At 62.8% G+C, this 20,230-nt stretch carries 18 protein-coding genes; 8 read left to right on the top strand and 10 right to left on the bottom strand.

All coding sequences use genetic code 11. From position 1 onward, the window contains the following. Positions 1-12 precede the first annotated feature (12 nt). Complete coding sequence (gene ppk1, locus AC19YX_RS14910; RefSeq protein WP_078470515.1) at positions 13-2,241, top strand: polyphosphate kinase 1; 2,229 nt, start codon at positions 13-15, stop codon at positions 2,239-2,241. A gap of 45 nt (positions 2,242-2,286) precedes the next feature. Here the strand turns inward: ppk1 and ppx are convergent, their stop codons facing one another. The 5 genes from ppx to AC19YX_RS14885 form a co-directional block, all read right to left on the bottom strand. Beyond that, the gene (gene ppx, locus AC19YX_RS14905) at positions 2,287-3,789 is read right to left on the bottom strand and encodes an exopolyphosphatase (protein ID WP_078470516.1); all 1,503 of its coding nucleotides are present in this window, start codon (positions 3,787-3,789) and stop codon (positions 2,287-2,289) included. Between the two features lie 118 nt (positions 3,790-3,907). Beyond that, positions 3,908-4,645, bottom strand: coding sequence for an amino acid ABC transporter ATP-binding protein (locus AC19YX_RS14900; RefSeq protein WP_500606528.1), 738 nt, complete (start codon positions 4,643-4,645; stop codon positions 3,908-3,910). Continuing rightward, the gene (locus AC19YX_RS14895) at positions 4,632-5,282 is read right to left on the bottom strand and encodes an amino acid ABC transporter permease (protein ID WP_078470518.1); all 651 of its coding nucleotides are present in this window, start codon (positions 5,280-5,282) and stop codon (positions 4,632-4,634) included. The genes AC19YX_RS14900 and AC19YX_RS14895 overlap by 14 nt, the downstream gene beginning before the upstream one ends. Then, on the bottom strand, positions 5,279-5,947 hold the full coding sequence (locus AC19YX_RS14890) for an amino acid ABC transporter permease (protein WP_020295942.1): 669 nt from the start codon (positions 5,945-5,947) through the stop codon (positions 5,279-5,281). Before AC19YX_RS14890 ends, AC19YX_RS14895 begins: the two co-directional genes overlap by 4 nt. 21 nt (positions 5,948-5,968) lie before the next feature. Beyond that, positions 5,969-6,754, bottom strand: a complete 786-nt coding sequence (locus AC19YX_RS14885; protein WP_020295941.1) for a transporter substrate-binding domain-containing protein — start codon at positions 6,752-6,754, stop codon at positions 5,969-5,971. Between the two features lie 254 nt (positions 6,755-7,008). On the opposite strand from AC19YX_RS14885, the gene AC19YX_RS14880 reads away from it, so the two are divergent. The 5 genes from AC19YX_RS14880 to AC19YX_RS14860 all read left to right on the top strand — a co-directional run bounded on the left by AC19YX_RS14880 (position 7,009) and on the right by AC19YX_RS14860 (position 12,248). Beyond that, on the top strand, positions 7,009-7,713 hold the full coding sequence (locus AC19YX_RS14880) for a FadR/GntR family transcriptional regulator (RefSeq protein ID WP_078470519.1): 705 nt from the start codon (positions 7,009-7,011) through the stop codon (positions 7,711-7,713). Between the two features lie 120 nt (positions 7,714-7,833). Beyond that, positions 7,834-8,163: a thioredoxin TrxA gene (trxA, locus tag AC19YX_RS14875; protein WP_003206727.1), complete on the top strand. Its 330-nt coding sequence runs from the start codon at positions 7,834-7,836 to the stop codon at positions 8,161-8,163. Positions 8,164-8,412: 249 nt separating this feature from the next. Continuing rightward, positions 8,413-9,672 carry a transcription termination factor Rho gene (gene rho / locus AC19YX_RS14870; protein ID WP_020295939.1) on the top strand — a complete coding sequence of 420 codons (1,260 nt, stop codon included), beginning with the start codon at positions 8,413-8,415 and terminating at the stop codon, positions 9,670-9,672. A gap of 141 nt (positions 9,673-9,813) precedes the next feature. Then, a complete protein-coding gene (gene ubiD / locus AC19YX_RS14865; protein WP_020295938.1) occupies positions 9,814-11,280 on the top strand; it encodes a 4-hydroxy-3-polyprenylbenzoate decarboxylase in 1,467 nt (488 codons plus the stop codon). Continuing rightward, positions 11,280-12,248, top strand: coding sequence for a CDP-6-deoxy-delta-3,4-glucoseen reductase (locus AC19YX_RS14860; protein ID WP_078470520.1), 969 nt, complete (start codon positions 11,280-11,282; stop codon positions 12,246-12,248). The genes ubiD and AC19YX_RS14860 overlap by 1 nt, the downstream gene beginning before the upstream one ends. Before the next feature lie 30 nt (positions 12,249-12,278). On the opposite strand, the gene AC19YX_RS14855 is transcribed toward AC19YX_RS14860, so the two are convergent. Further along, positions 12,279-12,758 (bottom strand): sn-glycerol-3-phosphate transporter, encoded by a 480-nt coding sequence (locus AC19YX_RS14855; RefSeq protein WP_078470521.1) that lies wholly within the window; start codon positions 12,756-12,758, stop codon positions 12,279-12,281. Positions 12,759-13,063: 305 nt separating this feature from the next. Between AC19YX_RS14855 and AC19YX_RS14850 the strand changes: the two genes are divergently transcribed. After that, on the top strand, positions 13,064-13,711 hold the full coding sequence (locus tag AC19YX_RS14850; RefSeq protein WP_201128513.1) for a gamma-glutamylcyclotransferase: 648 nt from the start codon (positions 13,064-13,066) through the stop codon (positions 13,709-13,711). A 17-nt stretch (positions 13,712-13,728) separates the two neighbouring features. Here AC19YX_RS14850 and AC19YX_RS14845 read toward each other — a convergent pair whose 3' ends face one another. Continuing rightward, positions 13,729-14,706, bottom strand: a complete 978-nt coding sequence (locus AC19YX_RS14845) for an NADPH:quinone oxidoreductase family protein (RefSeq protein WP_500606527.1) — start codon at positions 14,704-14,706, stop codon at positions 13,729-13,731. Between the two features lie 158 nt (positions 14,707-14,864). On the opposite strand from AC19YX_RS14845, the gene AC19YX_RS14840 reads away from it, so the two are divergent. After that, positions 14,865-15,272, top strand: a complete 408-nt coding sequence (locus AC19YX_RS14840; protein WP_020295933.1) for a flagellar basal body-associated protein FliL — start codon at positions 14,865-14,867, stop codon at positions 15,270-15,272. Between the two features lie 131 nt (positions 15,273-15,403). Here AC19YX_RS14840 and AC19YX_RS14835 read toward each other — a convergent pair whose 3' ends face one another. From AC19YX_RS14835 to AC19YX_RS14825, 3 genes are read right to left on the bottom strand one after another with little or no spacing between them, the layout of a single operon-like run. Next, positions 15,404-16,522 carry an ABC transporter permease gene (locus AC19YX_RS14835; protein WP_201128502.1) on the bottom strand — a complete coding sequence of 373 codons (1,119 nt, stop codon included), beginning with the start codon at positions 16,520-16,522 and terminating at the stop codon, positions 15,404-15,406. Further along, positions 16,522-19,251 carry a ribosome-associated ATPase/putative transporter RbbA gene (rbbA, locus tag AC19YX_RS14830; protein WP_500606526.1) on the bottom strand — a complete coding sequence of 910 codons (2,730 nt, stop codon included), beginning with the start codon at positions 19,249-19,251 and terminating at the stop codon, positions 16,522-16,524. The genes AC19YX_RS14835 and rbbA overlap by 1 nt, the downstream gene beginning before the upstream one ends. Next, the gene (locus AC19YX_RS14825; RefSeq protein WP_078470526.1) at positions 19,248-20,213 is read right to left on the bottom strand and encodes an HlyD family secretion protein; all 966 of its coding nucleotides are present in this window, start codon (positions 20,211-20,213) and stop codon (positions 19,248-19,250) included. The genes rbbA and AC19YX_RS14825 overlap by 4 nt, the downstream gene beginning before the upstream one ends. Positions 20,214-20,230: the final 17 nt, after the last annotated feature.

The raw sequence follows: 20,230 nt of genomic DNA, 5'->3' as shown, positions 1-20,230 counted from the left end.
CAGGAACACGCGATGAATACCGAAGGACTTACTGAAGTTGCCGTAAAAGACGCTCAGCCTGTGATTGAGCAAGTTGCCGAAACCCCGCCCGAGCTGGAGACCCCGCCTGCGGTGGTCGCGGCCGCGGTCGAGTCGCCGCAGGCGGCCCCGGCGATCGCGATTCCCAGCCTGGATGACAGCAGCCTGTACATCCACCGCGAATTGTCGCAACTGCAGTTCAACATCCGGGTCCTGGAACAGGCGCTGGATGAGTCCTACCCTCTGCTGGAACGGCTCAAGTTCCTGCTGATCTTCTCCAGCAACCTCGACGAATTCTTCGAGATCCGCGTTGCCGGCCTGAAAAAGCAGATCACCTTCGCCCGTGAACAAGCCGGGGCCGACGGCCTGCAGCCGCACCAGGCGCTGGCGCGCATCAGCGAACTGGTGCACGGCCACGTCGACCGCCAGTACGCGATCCTCAACGACATCCTGTTGCCGGAGCTGGAGAAACATCAGGTCCGCTTTATCCGTCGCCGCAACTGGACCACCAAGCTCAAGACCTGGGTCCGCCGCTATTTCCGCGACGAGATCGCGCCGATCATCACCCCGATCGGCCTCGACCCGACGCACCCATTCCCGTTGCTGGTGAACAAGAGCCTGAACTTTATCGTCGAGCTGGAAGGGATCGACGCCTTTGGCCGTGATTCCGGCCTGGCGATCATCCCGGCGCCGCGCCTGCTGCCGCGCATCATCAAGGTCCCGGAAGAAGTCGGCGGCCCGGGCGACAACTATGTGTTCCTGTCGTCGATGATCCACGCCCATGCCGATGACCTGTTCCAGGGCATGAAGGTAAAAGGCTGCTATCAGTTCCGCCTGACCCGTAACGCCGACCTGGCCGTGGACACCGAGGACGTCGAAGACCTGGCCCGCGCCCTGCGCGGCGAGCTGTTCTCCCGTCGCTACGGCGACGCGGTGCGTCTGGAAGTGGCCGACACCTGCCCGAAACACCTGTCGGACTACCTGCTCAAGCAGTTCAACCTGCACGAGACCGAGCTGTATCAGGTCAATGGCCCGGTGAACCTGACGCGCCTGTTCAGCATCACCGGCCTGGACAGCCATCCGGAGCTGCAATACACGCCGTTCACCCCGCAGATCCCCAAGCTGCTGCAGAACAGCGAGAACATCTTCAGCGTGATCAGCAAGCAGGACATCCTGTTGCTGCACCCCTTCGAGTCCTTTACCCCGGTGGTCGACCTGCTGCGCCAAGCCGCCAAGGACCCCCACGTGCTGGCCGTCCGGCAGACCCTGTACCGCAGCGGTGCCAACTCGGAAATCGTCGATGCGCTGGTGGATGCGGCGCGTAACGGCAAGGAAGTCACGGCGGTGATCGAATTGCGCGCGCGGTTCGACGAAGAGTCCAACCTGCAACTGGCCAGCCGCCTGCAAGCGGCCGGTGCGGTGGTGATCTACGGTGTGGTCGGCTTCAAGACCCACGCCAAGATGATGCTGATCCTGCGCCGTGAAGCCGGCGAGATCGTGCGTTACGCGCACTTGGGCACCGGCAACTATCACGCGGCCAACGCCCGTCTCTACACCGACTACAGCCTGCTGACCTCCGACGACGCCCTGTGCGAAGACGTGGGCAAGCTGTTCAGCCAGTTGATCGGCATGGGCAAGACCCTGCGCATGAAGAAGCTGCTGCACGCGCCGTTCACCCTGAAGAAGGGCATGCTCGACATGATTGCCCGGGAGACTCAGTTCGCCCTCGACGGCAAGCCGGCGCACATCATCGCCAAGTTCAACTCGCTGACCGATCCGAAGATCATCCGCGCGCTGTACAAGGCCAGCCAGTCCGGCGTGCGCATCGACCTGGTGGTGCGCGGCATGTGCTGCCTGCGTCCGGGCATCGCCGGGGTCTCGCACAACATTCATGTGCGCTCGATCATTGGCCGCTTCCTGGAGCACACCCGGGTGTTCTACTTCCTCAACGGCGGCGAGGAGCAGATGTTCCTCTCCAGTGCCGACTGGATGGAGCGCAACCTCGACAAGCGGGTCGAGACCTGCTTCCCGGTCGAGGGCAAGAAGCTGATCCTGCGGGTCAAGAAAGAGTTGGAGAGTTACCTCACCGACAACACCCACAGCTGGAGCCTGCAGTCGGACGGGCGCTACATCCGCAACACGCCGACCGGCAACCAGAACCCGCGCAGCGCCCAGGCGATTCTGCTGGAGCGCCTGAGCAATCCAGTGTTGAGCGTTCGCTAGGAGAAGTGACAGCGAAGCGGCGGCCCGCAAGGGCCGCCGCGGGCCTCAATGCACGTTGAGGCTGATGCCGACCCGGGTCAGCCACTCCGCTTCCAGGGCGAAGTCGGCTTGAGTCAGCTGGTTTTCATCCAGCCAGTTTTCCGGGAACACCACATCCAGGCTGTCGCCCGCGGCGTGCAGTTTGACCTGGGGCATTTCCTGGGTGCCGCGGATGTGATGGAACAGAATCGCAAAGCGCAGCAACACGCACAGGCGAATCAGCTTGGTGCCTTCATCGCCGAACTCGGCGAACTTGTCCTTGGGAATATTGCGCCGGTGGCCACGCACCAGTAGTGCGAGCATTTGCTGGTCTTCGCGGGAGAAGCCGGCGAGGTCCGAGTGCTCGATCAGGTAGGCGCCGTGCTTGTGGTAGTGATAGTGGGCGATGTCCAGCCCCACTTCATGCACCTTGGCCGCCCAGCCCAGCAGCTCGCGCCACACGCCGTCTTCCAGGTCCCAGTCCTCGGCCACCTGGTCGAAGGCATGCAGCGCCTTGCGCTCGACCCGGGCAGCTTGTTCCAGGTCGACGTGGTAGCGCTCCATCAGCGAGCTGAGGGTGCGTTCGCGCACGTCTTCGTGATGATGACGGCCCAGCAGGTCGTAGAGCACGCCTTCACGCAGCGCGCCTTCACAGTGGTCCATGCGTTGCAGTTCGAGGGCATCGAAGATGGCTTCGAGAATCGCCAAGCCTGCCGGGAAAATGGTCCGGCGATCGGGCTTGATTCCTTCGAAGTCGATTTTTTCCGCATCGCCCAGCTTGAACAGCTTGCGCTTGAGCCACGCCAGGCCTTCAGCGTTGACCTCTCCGGTGCCATGCCCGCCGGCCTTCAGCGCCAGGCCGATGGCGCGGATGGTGCCCGAGGAGCCGATGGCTTCATCCCAGGTCAGGCGGTGCAGGGCGTGTTCGATGCTCATGATTTCCAGGCGTGCCGCGGTGTAGGCCTGGGCATAGCGCGCCGGGGTGATCTTGCCGTCCTTGAAATAACGCTGGGTAAAGCTGACGCAGCCCATCTGCAGGCTTTCGCGCAGCAGTGGCTCGAAACGCTGGCCGATGATGAATTCGGTACTGCCGCCGCCGATGTCGGCCACCAGGCGCTTGCCCGGGGTGTCGGCGAGGGTGTGGGACACGCCGAGGTAAATCAGGCGAGCTTCTTCACGGCCGGAAATGACTTCAACCGGGTGGCCGAGGATTTCTTCGGCGCGGCGGATGAATTCGCCACGGTTGCGCGCTTCGCGCAGGGCGTTGGTGCCGACGATACGCACGGCACCCAGGGGCATGCCATTGATCAGTTGGGCAAAGCGCTTCAGGCAATCGAGCCCGCGCTGCATGGACTCTTCGTTGAGCTGGCGCTCGTCGTTGATCCCGGCGGCCAGTTGAACCTTTTCACCGAGCCGCTCGAGAATGCGAATTTCACCGTTCTGGGCCTTGGCCACGACCATGTGAAAGCTGTTGGAGCCCAGGTCGATGGCGGCGATCAGGGACAGATTCTTGGCTTGGGATTGCGGCATGGTTGGGGGGATCTCGGTCGATAACCTGAACATCCTGCCACGATCAACCGCTGCCGCCAACGCGCAGTGTTTAATGCGTTGATTCAGCGCATAAAAGCGGGCGCTGGCGGCCAGAGGCTCAGCCTACGGCCTCCTGGTTGCCGATGAAGTTGGCCAACTCCTGGGTTTGCGGGTTGGCGAACAGCACTTTGGGGTCGCCCACTTCATGCACTTTGCCCTGATGCATGAACACCAATTTGTCCCCCACCTCGCGGGCGAAGCGCATTTCATGCGTGACCATGATCAGGGTCATGCCATCCCTCGCCAGCTGGCGCACCACGCTGAGCACTTCGTTGACCAGTTCCGGGTCCAGCGCCGAGGTGATCTCGTCGCACAGCAGTACCTTGGGCGACATCGCCAGGGCCCGGGCGATCGCCACCCGCTGCTGCTGGCCGCCGGACAGGCGGTCGGGAAAGGCGTCGAACTTCTCCGCCAGGCCGACCCGTTCCAGCATCTGCCGTGCCAGCTCGGCGGCCTTGCCTTTGGGCACTTTCTGCACCACCTGGGGCGCGAGCATCACGTTCTCACCGACGCTCAGGTGCGGGAACAGGTTGAACTGCTGGAACACCATGCCGACCTTCTGTCGCAGGCTGCGCAGGTCGGCTCGCGCCGCGTCGAGGTATTCGCCGTCGACCTCGATGACCCCGTCGTTGATCGACTCCAGGCCGTTGAGGGTGCGCAGCAGGGTGCTTTTGCCCGAGCCGCTGCGGCCGATGATCGCCACCACCTGGCCCTCTTCGATGCTCAGGTCGATGCCTTTGAGCACATGGTGGTCGCCGTAATATTTATGCAGGGCGGAAATTCTAAGCAGAGGCATGCAGTCTCCTTTCCAGGTAGCGCGCGCTGAGGGACAGGGGGTAGCAGAGCAGGAAATATCCAAGCGCTACCAGGCCGTAGACCATGAAGGGTTCGAAGGTGGCGTTGGCGAGCATGCCGCCGGTCTTGGTCAGTTCGGTGAAGCCGATGATCGAGGTCACCGCCGTGCCTTTGACCACCTGCACCGAGAAGCCCACGGTGGGCGCCACGGCAATGCGCAGGGCTTGCGGCAGGATCACATGGCGCAATTGCTCCAGCGGGCTCAGGGCCAGGCTCGACGACGCCTCCCACTGGCCATGGGGGATCGACTCGACGCAGCCGCGCCAGATCTCCGCCAGGTAGGCGCTGGTGAATAGGGTCAGGGCGATCGCCGCCGCCAGCCAGGCGGAGATGTCGATCCCGAGCAGGGCAATGCCGAAGAACACCAGGAACAGTTGCATCAACAGCGGCGTGCCCTGGAACAGCTCGATATAGAGGCGGGCGAAGCCCCGTGGGAAGGCCTTGGCGGAAATGCGCAGGGTCATGATCAGCAAGCCGATCAGGCCGCCACCGATAAAGGCCACCAGGGACAGGGCCAGGGTCCATTGCAGGCCGCCCAGCAGGTTGCGCAGGATGTCCCAGAAGGTGAAGTCGCTCATTGGCTGCTCCTCGCGATATAGCGCCGGCCGACCCAGTTCAGCAATTGGCGGATCAGCAAGGCCATGCACAGGTAGACCAGGGTGGTCAGGGCGTAGGTCTCGAAGGCGCGGAAGTTGCGCGACTGTATGAAATTGGCGGCAAAGCTCAGCTCCTCCGTTGCGATCTGCGAGCACACCGCCGAGCCGAGCATGACGATGATGATCTGGCTGCTCAGGGCCGGCCACACCTTGCCCAGGGCCGGTAGCAGCACCACGTGGCGGAAGGCTTCCATGCGGCTCATGGCCAGGGCCGCGGCCGCCTCCAGCTGCCCCTTGGGGATGGCCTGGATGCCGGCGCGGATGATTTCGGTGGAATAGGCGCCCAGGTTGATCACCATCGCCAGCACGGCGGCCTGCCATTCGGAAATCTGCAGCCCCAGGGACGGCAGGCCGAAGAAGATAAAGAACAACTGCACCAGGAACGGCGTGTTGCGGATCAGCTCGACGTAGACGCCGAAGATCGCCGAGAAGGGCTGGATCTTCCAGGCCCGCACCAACGCGCCGACGATCCCCAGGCTGACCCCGAGCAGGGTGCCGATGGCGGTCAGCTCAAGGGTGAACAGGGCGCCACGCAACAGCAGGCCGGTGTTTTCCAGCACCGGTAGAAAGTCGAACTGATAGGCCATGGCTAACCTCCGTCGGTGCGATCAGAGATCAGCCGGCAGTGGCTGTTTGAGCCACAGCTGTGCGTTCTTTTCCAGGCTGCCGTCGCTCTTGGCGGTGGCCAGGATCTGGTTGACCTTGTCCAGCAGCTCCGGCTGGTTCTTGTTCACACCGACATAGACCGGAGAGTCCTTGAGCTTGACCTTCATGGCCGGGATGCGTTTCGGGTTGCGTTCGCTGATGGCCACCATTACCACGTTGCCGCTGGCGATCAGGTCGACTTGCCCGGCGAGGTAGGCGGCGATGGTCGAGTTGTTGTCCTCGAAGCGCTTGATGGTCACGCCCTGGGGTGCCACGGCGGTCAGTTCGATGTCTTCGATGGCGCCACGGGTGACGCTGATGGTCTTGCCCTTGAGGTCGTCGAGGCTGCTGATGGCGGCATCCGGCGGGCCGAACACGGCGAGGTAGAAGGGAGCGTAGGCGCGGGAGAAGTCGATGACCTTCTCGCGCTCGGGGTTCTTGCCGAGGCTGGAGATCACCAGGTCGACCTTGCCTGTGGTGAGGAACGGGATGCGGTTGGTGCTGTTGACCGGGGTCAGTTCGAGTTTGACCTTGAGTTGCTCGGCCAGCAGCTTGGCGGTGTCGATATCCAGGCCGCGGGGTTTCATGTCCGGGCCCACCGAGCCGAAGGGCGGGAAGTCCTGGGGCACGGCGACCTTAAGCGTGCCGCGGGCGACGACATCGTCCAGGCCATTGGCGTGGGCGGGGGCCTGGCTCAGCATCAGGCTGGCAAACAGGGCGCAGAGCAGGGCGCTGAAACGCTGGGTCATGGCAATTCTCCGGAACGGCGGCGAGTGATTTCAGGGTTGCGACACAGCACAGCCCATGCCAGATCACGGCAAAAGCCTTGCAGGGCAGGGTTTTACTGGGCTTGGTCGGTCTTACTGGTCTGAACAGTTGTGCCGGTTTTCGCACCCTTATCGAGCGTCGGCCCAGGCGCCCGAACCCGCTTGGGGCACGACTTGCCGGGCTCGGCGAATAGCTTTACAACTACCGCTTTCGTGGCCCGACCCAGCTGAAATCTATGAACTCGATCTCCCGCGCCGTGCCCGAAGTGGCGTTGCAAGCCATTCGTCAATTGATTACCGAACAGGGCTTCGGCCCGGGCGATGCCTTGCCCTCGCAAAGGGACCTGGCACTGCAATTGGGCGTCAGCCGGGCCTCATTACGTGAGGCGCTGTCGTCCCTGAGCGCACTGGGGGTGATCAGCGTGCAGCCGGGCAAGGGGGTGTTCGTCCAGGCGCCGGAGCCGTTGGCGAATGCCGCAGGCCTGAGCTGGCCGTTCGCGGCCCAGGCCTCGCCGGTGGATATCTTCCAGCTGCGTTATGCGCTGGAGGGGTTTGCCGCCGGCCTTGCGGCCGTGACCCTGACCGCCGACGAGCTGGATGCCCTGGAAGATAACGTCGAGGCCATGCGCCGCGAGCTGCGGGCCGGGGACTTCGAAGCGGCGGCGCGGCTGGACTTCGAGTTTCACCAGAAGATCCTCCTGGCCAGCGGCAACCAGGCGATGCTGAGCATCCTCAGTGCCAGTGCCGAGGTGTTTCTGGAGAGCCAGAAACTACCGTTCATCCGACCCGAGCGAGCCATGGAAACCTGGCAGGAGCACCGCAAGATCCTGCGCGGCCTGGCCCGGCACGCGTCCGGCGCGGCGCAGAAGGCCATGCAGGAACATGTTCGGGGTGCCGCGCTGCGCACCGGAATCGCCTTCGTGACCCCTGGCTCGTCCTGAGTTGAGCTATACCCAAACTCATGCCTCACCATAGCGAGAGTCAATCATCTCCGGCTTCCTGAACGCGGGAAGGGCGGCTATGATGGGCCACGTTTTTTTGCTTACAACCTGGAGACTTCCATGAGCAGCGATCTTATCAAACACGTTAGCGACGCTAGCTTCGAGGCCGACGTACTCAAGGCCGAAGGCGCTGTACTGGTCGACTACTGGGCTGAATGGTGCGGCCCTTGCAAAATGATCGCTCCGGTTCTGGACGAAATCGCCGAGACCTACAAAGGCAAGCTGACCGTTGCCAAGCTGAACATCGACGAGAACCAGGAAACCCCTGCCAAGCACGGCGTACGTGGTATCCCGACACTGATGCTGTTCAAGAACGGCAACGTTGAAGCCACCAAAGTAGGTGCTCTGTCGAAGTCGCAACTGGCTGCTTTCCTCGACGCCAACATCTAAGCGGCGTTGTCAGATCCGGTCAAAAAAAGCCCCGCAAATTGCGGGGCTTTTTCATGATTGAGGGCTAGACGCTCAGAAACTCAGGTGTTACATTCGGCCCCGCACTGGTTTCTCCACTGCCCCCTGCAAGCCGTCGCCGACGCTCTCCTTTCGAACAAGTACGCGATCCTGTCGCCTTCTCCGCGGCGCGGCCTCATTAAGCCAAAAGCTTAATTTCCCCCCCTCCATAAATGATTACGTCATTCCTATATGAATCTGACTGAACTCAAGCAAAAGCCGATTACCGAACTGCTCGAATTGGCCGAACAGATGGGCATAGAAAATATGGCCCGTTCGCGCAAGCAGGACGTGATTTTCTCCCTGCTGAAAAAGCACGCGAAAAGCGGCGAGGAAATCTCCGGTGATGGCGTGCTGGAGATCCTCCAGGACGGCTTCGGCTTCCTCCGTTCTTCCGACGCCTCCTACCTGGCCGGCCCAGACGATATCTACGTCTCGCCAAGCCAGATCCGTCGTTTCAACTTGCGCACCGGTGACACCATCGTTGGCAAGATCCGCCCTCCAAAGGAAGGCGAGCGTTACTTCGCGCTGCTCAAGGTCGACACGATCAACTACGATCGTCCCGAGAACGCCAAGAACAAGATTCTGTTTGAAAACCTGACTCCGCTGTTCCCGACCGTGCGCATGAAGATGGAAGCCGGCAACGGTTCCACCGAAGACTTGACCGGTCGTGTGATCGACCTCTGCGCCCCGATCGGCAAAGGCCAGCGTGGTCTGATCGTGGCACCGCCAAAAGCGGGCAAGACGATCATGTTGCAGAACATCGCAGCCAACATCACCCGTAACAACCCGGAAGTGCACCTGATCGTTCTGCTGATCGACGAGCGCCCGGAAGAAGTAACCGAAATGCAGCGCACCGTGCGCGGCGAAGTGGTTGCCTCGACCTTCGACGAGCCACCAACCCGCCACGTGCAGGTTGCCGAAATGGTCATCGAGAAGGCCAAGCGCCTGGTTGAGCACAAGAAGGACGTGGTGATCCTGCTGGACTCCATCACCCGTCTGGCCCGTGCCTACAACACCGTGATCCCGAGCTCCGGCAAAGTGCTCACCGGTGGTGTCGATGCCCACGCCCTGGAGAAACCGAAACGTTTCTTCGGCGCCGCGCGCAACATCGAAGAAGGCGGCTCGCTGACCATCATCGCTACCGCGCTGGTTGAAACCGGCTCGAAGATGGATGAAGTGATCTACGAAGAGTTCAAGGGCACCGGCAACATGGAGCTGCCTCTGGACCGTCGCATCGCTGAGAAGCGCGTGTTCCCGGCCATCAACATCAACCGCTCCGGCACCCGCCGCGAAGAGTTGCTGACCGCCGACGACGAGCTGCAGCGCATGTGGATCCTGCGCAAGCTGCTGCATCCTATGGATGAAGTCGCCGCCATCGAGTTCTTGATCGACAAGCTGAAACAGACCAAGACCAACGATGAGTTCTTCCTGTCGATGAAACGCAAGTAAGTCGAGCGGGACCGCAAAAGCCGGGGAAACCCGGCTTTTTGCTATCTGATTATTGATCAACGGGCAGTTCGCTGTTCTGAACAGCTGGGTTCGGCGCTAAACTGCCTGCCCCGAACGCCACGGCCAAAACGAGGCTCACGCATGCAGTATCGCGACTTGCGCGACTTTATCAGCGGCCTGGAACAGCGCGGTGAACTCAAGCGCATCCAGGTTCCGGTGTCCCCAGTGCTGGAAATGACCGAGGTCTGCGATCGCACCCTGCGTGCCAAAGGTCCGGCCCTGTTGTTTGAAAACCCTACGGGTTATGACATTCCGGTGCTCGGTAACCTGTTCGGCACGCCCGAGCGTGTCGCCCTGGGCATGGGCGCGGAAGCCGTCAGCGAGCTGCGGGAAATCGGCAAGCTGCTGGCTTTCCTCAAGGAGCCCGAGCCGCCCAAAGGCCTGAAAGACGCCTGGTCCAAGCTGCCGATCTTCCGCAAGATCATCGCCATGGCGCCCAAGGTGGTGAAGGACGCGGTGTGCCAGGAGGTGGTCATCGAAGGCGACGACGTCGACCTGGCGATGCTGCCGGTGCAGACCTGCTGGCCGGGCGATGTCGGCCCCCTGATCACCTGGGGCCTGACGGTCACCAAAGGCCCGAACAAGGACCGGCAGAACCTGGGCATCTATCGCCAGCAGGTGATCGGCCGCAACAAAGTGATCATGCGCTGGTTGAGCCATCGTGGCGGCGCGCTGGATTACCGCGAGTGGTGCGAGAAGAACCCGGGGCAGCCATTCCCGGTGGCCGTGGCCCTGGGCGCAGACCCCGCGACCATCCTTGGCGCCGTGACCCCGGTGCCGGACAGCCTTTCCGAGTACGCCTTCGCCGGCCTGCTGCGGGGCAACCGCACCGAGTTGGTGAAGTGCCGGGGCAATGACCTGCAAGTGCCGGCCACCGCCGAAATCATCCTTGAGGGGGTGATTCACCCGGGCGAGATGGCCGATGAAGGCCCTTACGGCGATCACACCGGTTATTACAACGAGGTCGACAGCTTCCCGGTGTTCACCGTGGAGCGCATCACCCATCGCATCAAGCCGATCTACCACAGCACTTACACCGGCCGCCCGCCGGATGAGCCGGCCATTCTCGGCGTGGCGCTCAATGAAGTGTTTGTGCCGATCCTGCAGAAGCAGTTCCCGGAAATCACCGACTTCTACCTGCCGCCCGAAGGCTGCTCGTACCGCATGGCGGTGGTGACCATGAAGAAGCAGTACCCCGGCCATGCCAAGCGCGTGATGCTGGGTGTGTGGTCGTTTTTACGACAATTCATGTACACCAAGTTCGTTATCGTCACCGACGACGATATCAACGCACGCGACTGGAACGACGTGATCTGGGCCATTACCACGCGCATGGACCCCAAGCGCGACACGGTGATGATCGATAACACGCCGATCGACTACCTGGATTTTGCCTCGCCGGTTTCCGGCCTGGGGTCGAAGATGGGGCTCGATGCCACGCATAAATGGCCCGGTGAAACCACTCGCGAGTGGGGCCGGGTGATCGTCAAGGATGAGGCGGTGACCCGCCGGATCGATGCCATCTGGAATCAGTTAGGAATAGATTGATGCGTGTAACCTTGCAGCCCTCCGGAGCCGTGCTTGAGACACTGCCCGGCGAGCGGATTCTCGATGCGGCGCGACGCCTGGGCTATGAGTGCCCGCAAAGCTGCCGCAATGGCAATTGCCACGTGTGTGGCGCCTTGCTGGTCGAAGGCAGCGTCCGCCAGGCCGGCGATGTGCGTGACCATGGCGAGTTCTACACTTGCATTGCAGAGCCGCTGGAAGACTGCATTGTGTTGTGGGATGGCGTGCTTGCCCTGGGAGAGCTGCCGGTGCGCAGTCTGTCGTGTCAGGTCAGTGAGTGCGTGGAAGTCGGCGGTGATGTCTGGCGGGTGAGCTTGCGTGCGCCAGCCGGCAAGCCGCCGCGTTACCACGCTGGCCAATATCTGATGCTGGAGCGGGAAAACGGCGAGAAATCGGCTTTTTCCCTGGCTTCGGCGCCCCATTCCGGGCGTGATATCGAACTGCATGTGCTGGTCCGCGAAAGCAGCGCCCAGAGCCTGATCGAACAGCTGCAACGCAACCGCGTCGTGCGGGTCGAGCTGCCGTTTGGCGATACTCACCTGGCCGAGTTGCCCGATGGGCCGCTGGTGCTGATCGCAGCCGGTACCGGCATGGCGCAGATGCATAGCCTGATCGAGCATTGTCGGGCCAGCGGCTTCAAGCACCCGGTACACCTGTATTGGGGCGTACGCCGGCCTGAAGATTTCTACCGTATCGACGAATGGGAACAGTGGCAGCAACTGCCCAATCTCTACCTGCATCAGGTCGTCAGTGATCTGTGCGGTTGGGAAGGGCGCTGCGGCATGCTGCACGAAGCGGTCTGCGAAGACATTGCTGACCTGTCCGCGGTGTACGTCTACGCCAGCGGCTCGCCGGCGATGATTTATGCGACGCTCGATGCGCTGGTCAATGCGGGGATGGATGCGCACCAGATGCGCGCCGATGTCTTCGCCTATGCCCCGCGGCCCTGAGTCGGGCCCAGGCTGCGCAGGGCGTCGGCTCTAGAAACGCACGCCGGTGGTGATCATTGCGGCGTTGGCGCCCAACAGCACCAGCTCCGCCGCCACCGGGCCGTAGTAAGTGCCCAGCGACGGGATAATCACCGGCGCTACACCGAAGCGGTTGAGCGGGATCTTGTTCTGGTATTTGCCGCGGTAGCCTTCCAGTAATCCCCCCGTGAGTTTCAGGTACAGCGGATAGTTGGCACTTTGATAACGTTTGCCGGCGTAGGCGTAATAGGAGCGCTGGCTGAACGAGTTGCGAAAAGTTGCCGCGCCATATACCCAGCCCGACGCTTCATTGCGTTCCAGGCCCAATAAGTCCTGGTTGTTATTGTGATCCGGGTCGGGGGAATAGTGTTTGGTAAAGACACTGGTTTGCAGGTACCAGAAACCCTGGTCTGTTGCCTGAGTGTCGCCGCTTGCCAGTGCTGCACCGGCGTGGGCCAGTAATAGCAGGCCGCTGAGTCGAAGTTTTTTCATGAGGGGCCTCTTTAGGCGTGCTGTATATGCCTGGGGACGGCCAAGAGTGGCGGTACTTCAGAGAGATGAGGGCACATCCTAGTCAAACATTAGGCTTATGCATATTTCATTCTGATATTTAAGACATTTCCTAAGTAGTATTAAGCTATATGCAAGTGGCCTGCGGCACCGAGTTTGGCCATTGTTGCCAGGTAATTGAGTCATACGTCTTTAAGTACTTTTCGTTTTATTCTTATTGCGATATGTTTCAGGGCGTTAATCTTGATTGCATCTCGTAATACTTGCGGGGCCGAACATCATCCGTTATGACCGCCATTGAATCTGCTTGTTTGAATCCTGCTTATCCTCCGCGGCTCGATCTGGGGCCGCAGCTGACTCACGAACAATTGCTCAGCTCAATGCAATCGACCATGGCTCGCCACAAGGGCGGCCCGGTGTGGTTGTTTGCCTACGGGTCGCTGATCTGGCGCCCGGAATGCTCTGCTGTCGAGCGCATGCGGGGCCGAGTGCACGGCTACCATCGGGGTTTGTACCTGTGGTCCCACGAGCATCGCGGCACGCCGGAATTGCCCGGGCTGGTCTTCGGCCTGGATCGCGGCGGCTCCTGCAGCGGCTTTGCCTATCGCCTGCCCCAGGAACAGCTCGACGCTTCGTTGTTTGCGCTGTGGCAGCGTGAGATGCCTTATCCGTCCTATCGCCCGCACTGGCTCAATTGCCGACTCGAAGATGGCAGTCAGGTCCAGGCCCTGGGTTTTGTGTTGGAACGGCACCTGCCCAGCTATGCCGGCAATCTGCCGGACCATGTGCTGAGCCAGGTGTTTGAGAGCGCCAGCGGGCGCTACGGCACCACGCGTGATTACGTCGAACAGACCGTGCACGCCTTGCGTAGCCACGCGATGCCGGATCGCAACCTGGAAGCGCGGCTCAAGCGCTGCAAGTCCGCAGCGCATTAAGCCCGGTCTGCTGCGCCTCAGCGCACCTGCACCACCACTTTGCCCACGGCCTTGCGCTGGCCCAGATCGTCGATCGCCCGTGCGGCCTGTGCCAGGGAGTAGACCTGGGATACCAGCGGCTTGAGCTTGCCTTCGGCGAACCAGCCGAACAGCTGCTGGAAGTTGGCCGCGTTGTCCTGAGGCTGGCGCTGGGCGAATGAGCCCCAGAACACCCCGACCACCGCCGCGCCTTTGAGCAGCGCCAGATTCACCGGCAGCTCGGGGATGCGTCCGCTGGCGAAGCCCACCACCAGCAGGCGGCCGTTCCAGGCAATGGAGCGCACGGCCTGGTCGAACAGATCGCCGCCTACCGGGTCGTAGATCACGTCGGCGCCGTTGCCGTCGGTCAGGCGCTTGATCTCTTCCTTGAGGTTGCTTTCGCTGTAGTTGATCAGCTCATCGGCTCCGGCGGCCTTGGCCACCGCGAGTTTCTCTGCGCTGCTGGCGGCGGCAATCACCCGGGCGCCCATGGCCTTGCCGATTTCCACTGCCGCCAGTCCCACGCCGCCCGAGGCGCCGAGCACCAGCAGGGTCTCGCCCGGTTGCAGGTGGCCGCGCTGCTTGAGCGCGTGCATCGACGTGCCGTAGGTCATGCTGAAGGCAGCGGCGGTATTGAAGTCCATGCTCGGCGGGATCGGCAGCACGTTGTAGCCCGGCACCGCAACCTGCTCGGCAAAGCTGCCCCAGCCGGTCAGGGCCATGACCCGGTCGCCGACCTTGAGGTGGCTGACTTTCTCCCCGACCGCGCTGACCACCCCGGCTGCCTCACCGCCCGGCGAAAACGGGAAGGGCGGCTTGAACTGGTATTTGCCCTCGATGATCAGGGTATCCGGGAAGTTGACCCCGGCCGCGTGCACCTCAAGCAGGATTTCGTTCTTCTTCGGCACAGGACTCGCGACGTCTTCCAGCACCAGCGTTTCGGCAGGGCCGAAGGCTTTGCACAGCACGGCTTTCATCAGGGCTATTCCTTTGGGAGTGGTGGCCGATAAGTGTAGGTGTGTGAATAACGCGGTCAACGAGCATGCCCCGTCCTGATAGCCGCCCATAAGCTTTGTGCTTGGGCTCAGGCAGTGGGGCCTTTATGCTAGGCCGCAAACCGGATAAGGAGCGAACTGTGAAAGCGTGGATCATGTTGATGCTGGCCCTGACTCTGCCCATGGCAGCCATGGCCGAAGAAGCCAAAGAAGGCGAAGCACCGAAAGTCAGCTACATCAGCCTGAGCCCGCCGTTCGTGGGTAACTACGGCCTCGATGGCACCCAGAAGCTCAAGGTCTACAAGGCCGACGTGGCCCTGCGGGTCACGGGCGATGAAGCGGCCAAGGCGGTCAAGGCCAATGAGCCGTTGATCCGCAACCAGTTGGTGGCGCTGTTCGCCCAGCAGACCACCGAGACCATGAACAACGTCGAAGCCAAGGAAAAACTGCGCCAGGAAGCCCTGAAGCAGACCCAGCAGGTGATGAACGACGAAACCGGCAAGCCGGTGGTGGAAGACCTGCTGTTCAACAACCTGATCATCCAGTAAGCCGCGGCTCGGCATCTCGAGCGAGGTGCCGCACCTGCCTCCAGCGCCTGCACGTCGACCCCTGGGCATGACTCTCCAGGAATCGGCGGGCCGGCGCTGTGTCGTTTTCGGCGTCGGCTAAACCCCGGCGGCTATGAGGCCAGGCTTTTGCGAAAGCGCGCCAGAGCAATGGCGAAGAACAACAGGCCGATCCCCGCCAGGGCCAACAGGTCCGGCCACACCACGCTGACCCCGGCGTCGCGAAACAGGATCGCCGCGCTCAGGCTGACGAAATGCGTCGACGGCGAGCCCTGCATCACCCATTGCAGCCACTGCGGCATGCTGTCCAGCGGCGTGCTGCCGCCCGATAACAGCAGCATCGGGATGATTACCGGAATCGCCAGCAGGCCAAACTGCGGCGTGGAACGGGCCAGGGTCGCGAGGAAAATCCCCAGGGCGGTGCTGGCGAACAGGTACAGCGCGGTCACCAGCAAAAACAAAGTCATCGAGCCCGCCAGCGGCACCCCCAGGGCACCTTTGACGATCACCTCCAGCGAGATCCAGGTGCAGAGCACCACCACCAGCATGTTGCTCCAGATTTTTGCCAGCATGATTTCCAGTGCCGTCAGCGGCAGCACCAGCAAGTGGTCCAGGGTGCCGTGCTCGCGTTCGCGCAGCAGGGCGGTGCCGGTGAGGACGATGGCGAGGATGGTGATGTTATTGACGATCTGGATCACCGCCAGGAACCAGCCCCCTTCGAGGTTGGTGTTGAACAGCGCGCGCGTGGTCAGCAGGGCGGGCGCCTTGCTGGTCGCTTCGTTCTGGCCGCCGTAGGTCAGCAGTTCGCGCTGGAAGATCCGTCCTATATAGCCGGCGCCCATGAACGCCTGGCTCATGGCCGTGGCATCGACGTTGACCTGCACCGCGGGCTCGCGCCCGGCCAGCAGATCGCTTTGGAAGTTGGCCGGTACGTTGATCACGAAGGTGTACTGGCCACTGTCCATGACCTTGTCCAACTGGTCGTAGGGCAGCGCCACCGCGCTCTGGAATTCGGGCGGTTGCAGGGCTTCGGCCAACTGCCGGGAGAGGTGGCTGTGGTCCTCGTCCACCAGGGCCACGCTGGCGTTGTGCACGCCGATGACCGAGCCGGCCGCAGGCATGTAGATCGCCACCGTGAAGGCGTACAGCAGGAACAGCAGCAGCACGCTGTCGTGGCGCAGGCTGGTGAGTTCCTTGAGGCCCAGGCGCAGGATGTGGGTGAGCTGGTGCATCAGACCTCCTGCTTTTTCAGCATGGCCAGGCTGAGCCCGGTGAAGCCGAGGAAGAACCCGAACAGCGCCAGGCACTGCGGCCACAGCTGGCGCAGGTCCAGGGCTTTGGTGAAGGTGCCGACGGCGATATCGAGGAAATAGCCGGCAGGGAACATCTGCCCCATAAAGGCGGCCGCGCCTTCAAGGGACGAGCGCGGCACGATCAGCCCGGAGAACTGGATTGTCGGCAGGCTGGTGATGATCATGGTGCCGAGGATCGCCGCGATCTGGGTCCGGGTGAACGCCGAGATCAGTAAGCCCATGCTGGTGGTGGCCAGCACATAAAGCATGCCGCCGAAGGCCAGGGTCAGGCCGCTGCCCTTGAAGGGCACGCCAAACAGCCAGCGATTCATCGCCACCAGTAGGCCGAGGTTGATCAGGCTGACCGCCAGGTACGGCGCCTGCTTGCCCAGGAGAAACTCCAGGCGCGTCAGGGGTGTGGCGTAGAAGTTGGTGATCGAGCCCAGTTCCTTCTCGCGGACAATCCCCAGCGCCGTCAGCATCGCCGGGATAAACGCCAGGATCAGCGCCATCACCCCGGGGCCGATGGCGTTCACGCTGACCACGTCCTGGTTGTAGCGAAAGCGTGTTTCCAGCCGGGCCGCAGGGCGCGGGTTGTAGGCCGGGCTGCTTTGTTCGGCCAGTTGCTCCAGGTTGGCCTGGTGCACGGCCTCGACATAGTTGCGACTGGTTTCGGCGCGAAACGGCATACCGCCATCCAGCCAGGCCGCCACCGCAGGTTGGCGCCCGGCGTACAGATCGCGGCCGAAACCGGGGGGAATTTCCAGTGCCAGCTTGATTTCCGAGCGCTGCAGGCGTCGGTGCAGTTCGGCCGAATCGCGGATCGGCGGCTGTTCCTGAAAGTACCGCGAGCTGCGAAACGCCTCCAGGTAGGCGCGGCTTTGCGGCGTCTGGTCCTGGTCGTAGACGGCGAAAGCCAGCTTCTCCACATCCAGGGAAATGCCGTAGCCGAAGATCACCATCATGAAAATCGCCCCCAGCAGGGCAAAGCCCAGGCGCACCTTGTCGCGCAGCAATTCCTTGCCCTCGCGGGTGGCCACGGCCAGCAGGCGGGCCAGGCTGAAACCGGGTTTGCTTGGCGGTACGCTGCTCGGGGCCTGGGTGGTTTCTGCCGCAGGGGCTGGCGTCGGTGCGGCGTCGGCGGCGCCTTGGGCCTGCTCCAGGCAGGTCACGAAGGCGGCTTCCAGGGTATCGCCGGCGAACTGCTGTTGCAGCGCGGCGGGGGTGTCGCAGGCCAGTACCTTGCCGGCGTGCATCAGGGAAATGCGGTCGCAGCGCTGGGCTTCGTTCATGAAGTGGGTGGACAGGAAAATCGTCACCCCCTGCTCGCGCGACAACTCGATCAGCAGGCGCCAGAAGTCATCGCGTGCCGCCGGGTCGACGCCCGAGGTCGGTTCATCGAGGATCAGCACTTCCGGACGATGCAGCACTGCCACCGCGAGCGACAGGCGTTGGCGGAGGCCCAGGGGCAGGGCGCCGGACTGCTGCTCGGCGATGGCGCCGAGGTCGAAACGCTGGATCAGTTCTTCGATACGCGGCGCGCTTTCACTGGCCGGCAGGTCGAAAAGCCGGGCGTGCAGCACCAGGTTCTGGCGCACGCTGAGTTCGCCGTACAGCGAGAAGCTCTGGGACATGAAACCCACGCGTTTGCGGGTTGCCAGGTCCTTGGCGTTGACCGGGTTGCCCAGCAGTTTGGCGCTGCCTTCAGTGGCCGGCATCAGCCCGGTCAGGACTTTCATGGTGGTGGTCTTGCCACAGCCATTGGAGCCCAGGAAGCCAAAAATCTCGCCGCGGCCGATGGCGAAGCTGACTTTGTTCACCGCCGTGAAATCGCCGAAACGCAGGGTCAGCTCGTGGGCTTCGATGGCGATGTCGTGGTTGTCGCCGGCGCGCGGCGGGATCACCAGCGGCTCATTGTTATGGCCGCTGTCACCCTGGAAATGGGTAAAGGCTTCGTCGAGCTTGCCGCTGGGGGTTGCCGCCGCCAGCTCGCGGCTCAGGCCCTGGGCGATCAGCTTGCCGCGATCGAGCATCAGGCAGTGTTCGAACTGTTCGGCTTCTTCCATATACGCCGTGGCGACCAGCAGGGTCAGCTGCGGGCGCTGGCTGCGCACGTCTTCCACCAACTCCCAGAAGCGCCGGCGGGACAGGGGGTCGACGCCGGTGGTCGGCTCATCGAGGATCAGCAGGTCCGGCTCGTGGATCAGGGCGCAACACAGTCCGAGCTTCTGCTTCATGCCGCCGGACAACTTGCCCGCCGGCCGCTCCGCGAAGCGCAGCAGGTCGGTGGCCAGCAGCAGGCCATGCATGCGCTGCTCGCATTCGGCTTTCGACAGGCCGAACAGGGTGGCAAAGAAGCGGATGTTTTCGCTGATCGACAGTTCGGGGTACAGGTTGCCGCCCAGGCCCTGGGGCATGAAGGCGATGCGGGGATACAGGCTGTTGCGGTGCCGGCGCTGCTCGATGGGGCCGCCCAGTACTTCGAGCTGGCCCTGTTGCAGCTTTTTGACCCCGGCGATCAGGCCCAGCAGGCTCGACTTGCCGGCCCCATCCGGGCCGATCAGCCCGCAGCGGGTGCCCGCCGGCAGGCTGAAGGCAATGTCGATCAGGGCCTGCTGTTGCCCATAGCGATGGTTGATCCCCGTGGTTTGCAGCGCCAGGGCGGTCATTGCAGGTTAGCCGGCCAGTCCACGGTCGCGGTGCGCACATAGCCGGCGCCGGGCATGCCGGGTTTGGCCTGAGGCACGGCACTCGGCTCGGTCAGCCGCAGTTTTACCCGGAACACCAGCTTCTGCCGCTCGTCACGGGTCTCGACTTCTTTCGGGGTGAACTGGGACTTGGCCGCGACAAAGGTGATTTTTGCCGGCAGCGGCTGATCGGGCAGGGCGTCGAGCAGGATCCGCGCGTCCGAGCCAACGGTCAGGCGACCGGTGACCGAGGCGGGCAGGTAGAGGTTCATGTACTGGTCATTGGGGTCAATCAGCAGCAGGACCCGGCCGCCGGCACCCAGGACTTCGCCCGGCTCGGCCAGGCGCAGCTGGATAATGCCGTCGATGGGCGCACGCAGGCTGCTGTCGTCGATCTCGCTGGTGAGCTGGGCAACCTGGGCCTGGGCGGCGCCGATGGCGGCCTGGACCGCCGCGACCTGGGACCTGGCGGCCAGCACGGCCGCGTTCCCGGTGTTCAGGCGGGCCTGTTGCTGGTCGATGATCTGCTGGCTGGCGAAGCCGCGCTTGAACAGCTCCTGGGAGCGCTTGAATTCCTGGTTGGCCAGCAACAACTCACTCTGGCGCAGCTGCACGTTGGCTTCGGCGGCCGCGAAGTTTTCCCGCGCCCGCAGCACTTCCGCTTCCGCCTGGGTGCGCTGGGCCTCCAGGGTGCGGGTGTCCATGCGCGCGAGGAGTTGGCCTTGCAGGACTTTGTCACCTTCGTTGACCCGCACTTCCGCCAGGCGCCCGGGGATCTTGCTGGCGATCTGCACTTCTGTGGCTTCGAGCCGACCGTTGCCCATGCTCAGGCCTTCGGGCAGGCGATCGCTGAGCGACTTCCAATAACCGAAGCCGCCGGCAGCGAGCAGCAGGACCAATAAAGAAATGGCGAAAAGGCGGGAAGAACGATGGTTCGTCGACATAGGTGCATCCTGCGGCT

The sequence above is a fragment of the Pseudomonas sp. MF09150 genome, from assembly GCF_059862355.1.
The sequence above is the reverse complement of the archived record's forward strand: the minus strand, read 5'-3'. Positions and strand labels throughout refer to the sequence as shown.